Source organism: Allobosea sp. CER48, assembly GCF_044752385.1.
GTDB lineage: Bacteria > Pseudomonadota > Alphaproteobacteria > Rhizobiales > Beijerinckiaceae > Allobosea.
Map to the genome: position 1 here is coordinate 1 of NZ_JBIWYK010000482.1, position 2,230 is coordinate 2,230.

At 69.8% G+C, this 2,230-nt stretch carries 1 protein-coding gene; it reads right to left on the minus strand.

Annotation, left to right across the window (positions count from 1 at the left end; all coding sequences use genetic code 11):
- Positions 1 to 9 precede the first annotated feature (9 nt).
- Complete coding sequence (locus ACIPIA_RS14630; RefSeq protein ID WP_400510598.1) at positions 10 to 2,094, minus strand: elongation factor G; 2,085 nt, start codon at positions 2,092 to 2,094, stop codon at positions 10 to 12.
- Between the last annotated feature and the right edge of the window lie 136 nt (positions 2,095 to 2,230).

Genomic DNA, 2,230 nt, shown 5'->3' on the forward strand with positions numbered 1-2,230 from the left:
AAATACGTGTCAGCGCGCCTGTGCCGCCGCCAGCGCCTGGGCCGAGACGACAGCGTCGGCCGGCTTGCCCGCTAGCTCCGCGAGATGATCGAAGCGCGCGCTGAAGGACCCGACGCCAGAGGTCGCCGAGCGCAGCTCGACGATCAGCCCGGGCATCTCGGCCTCCGGCACGAGGGCCCGGATCTGGTCCCAGCCGCGCCAGCCGGGCCGCGTATCATAGCCGAGGATCTGGCCGCGCCGGGCCGAGATCAGCGCGGACGCGCGCGACATGGCTTCCGAGGGGATGACCACGTCGACGGAGAGGATCGGCTCGAGGAGCACCGGCTTCGCCTGCGGCATCGCCTCGTTCATCGCCAGCCGCGCCGCCTGCCGGAAGGCCATGTCGGAGGAATCGACCGTGTGGTAGGAGCCGTCGGTCAGCGTCACCTCGACATCGACCACCGGAAAGCCGAGCGGCCCCTTCTCGCAGAAGTCGCGCATGCCGGCCTCGACCGAACCGATATACTGGCGCGGCACCACGCCACCCGTGATCTTGTCGACGAAGCCGATACCCTCGCCGCGCGGTCGCGGCGCGACCTCGATGACGACGTCGCCATACTGGCCATGGCCGCCGCTCTGCTTGCGGTGGCGGCCGCGCGCCCCGGCGTGGCCGCGAATGCTCTCGCGATAGCCGACCTGCGGCGGATGGCTGGTGACCGTGACGCCATAGCGCCCGGCGAGCTTCTCCAGCGCGACCCGCAGATGCATCTCGCCCTGCCCGGACAGGCGGGTTTCGCCCAGCTCCGCGATCTGCGTGACCGCCAGCGCGGTGTCCTCCTCCGTCAGCCGCTGCAGGGCGGCGGCGAGGCGGACGTCGTCCTTCCGTTCCTTCACAGCGATCGCGATGGCATGCACCGCTTCCGGCGGCGCGATCGCACTGACGACGCTCGCCCGCTGCTTGCCGAGCATGAAGGCATCGCCCGTGCCGATCCCTTCGAGCTTGGCGAAGGCCGCAACCTCACCCTCCTCGGCCGCCGGCTTGCGGCTCTGCTCGGCCCCCTTCAACGTCAAGACGCCGGCGATGCGGGCCTCGACCCCGCCCGACGACGTCACCACGTCGCCCTCCGCCAGCCGGCCGCGCATCACGCGCGCCAGGGAGAGCTTGCCACCCTGGCTCGAATGCCAGGTCTTCATCACCTGGGCGAGTGGCGGCCCATCGGCGACGATGCCGGCGCGGCCGCGCGTTTCCGCCAGTGTCGGCGCCTCATGCCTGAGCGCCTTGAGCAGCCGCGTCACGCCATTGCCCCGCTCTGCCGCGCCGATCAGCACCGGCACGACATGGCGGTGTTGCAATTCGCGGGCGAGATCGTCGAAGACGCGGTCGCGCGGCGGCTCCATGTCGCCGAGCAACTCCTCCATCAGTTCGTCGTCATAGTCCGCGAGCCGCTCGAGCATGGAGAAGCGTGCCTCCTTCTCGCGGCCGGATTCGTCGATGGCCAGCGGCACCACCTCGCTCGGGGCATGCTCGCGGTAGATGAAGGCTCGTTCCAGCGCGAGGTCGATAAAGCCGACGGCGATGCCGTTCTTCCATATCGGAATCTGGCGCAGCAGCAGGGGCGTGCGCGAAGCGCGCTGCAGGATGCCGAGGGTCTCCCGCACCCGGCGCGAGGCCGTGTCGATCTTGTTGAGAAAGAGGAAGCGCGGGATGTCGGCCTCCTCGAGCTCGCGCAGCACGAGTTCGAGTGCCGGCGCCTTGCGGTCATCCGCCTCGCAGACGACGACGGCGGCATCGACCACCGGCAGCACATGGCGCATCTCGTGCAGGAATTCGACCGAGCCGGGACAATCGATGAAATGGAAGGTGTCGCCGAGGAAATCGACCGTCGCGACGCTGGGTTCCGTGCTCATCTGATGGGCGCGCGCCTCGGGCGCCGCATCGCCGACCGTGTTGCCGGTCTTGACGGAGCCGGTCCGCGAAAGCGCGCCGCAGCGCATCAGAATGCTTTCCAGCAAGGTGGTCTTGCCGCTCTGGAAGGGGCCGACGATCGCAATGCATCGCGGCCCCGCGCGCCTGGTGCCGCTGGCCGTATCTCCCCTGCCGTTTTGTGCTGCCATGACGTCCTCCTTCGGGTTGGACCGCGAGGACGAAAGGCTCACCCGTCATCGACGCGGAGGGAGGCCGGCGCAGCGGGAAGGAAGGCCCCGACGCGCCGGTCGGGCGGCGGTCGCACCGGCCCGAGCGGATCGGGCG

Coding starts and splice junctions, on each gene's coding strand:
- ACIPIA_RS14630 (WP_400510598.1), bottom strand. CDS start 2,094: ATGGCAGCACAAAACGGCAGGGGAGATACGGCCAGCGGCACCAGGCGC.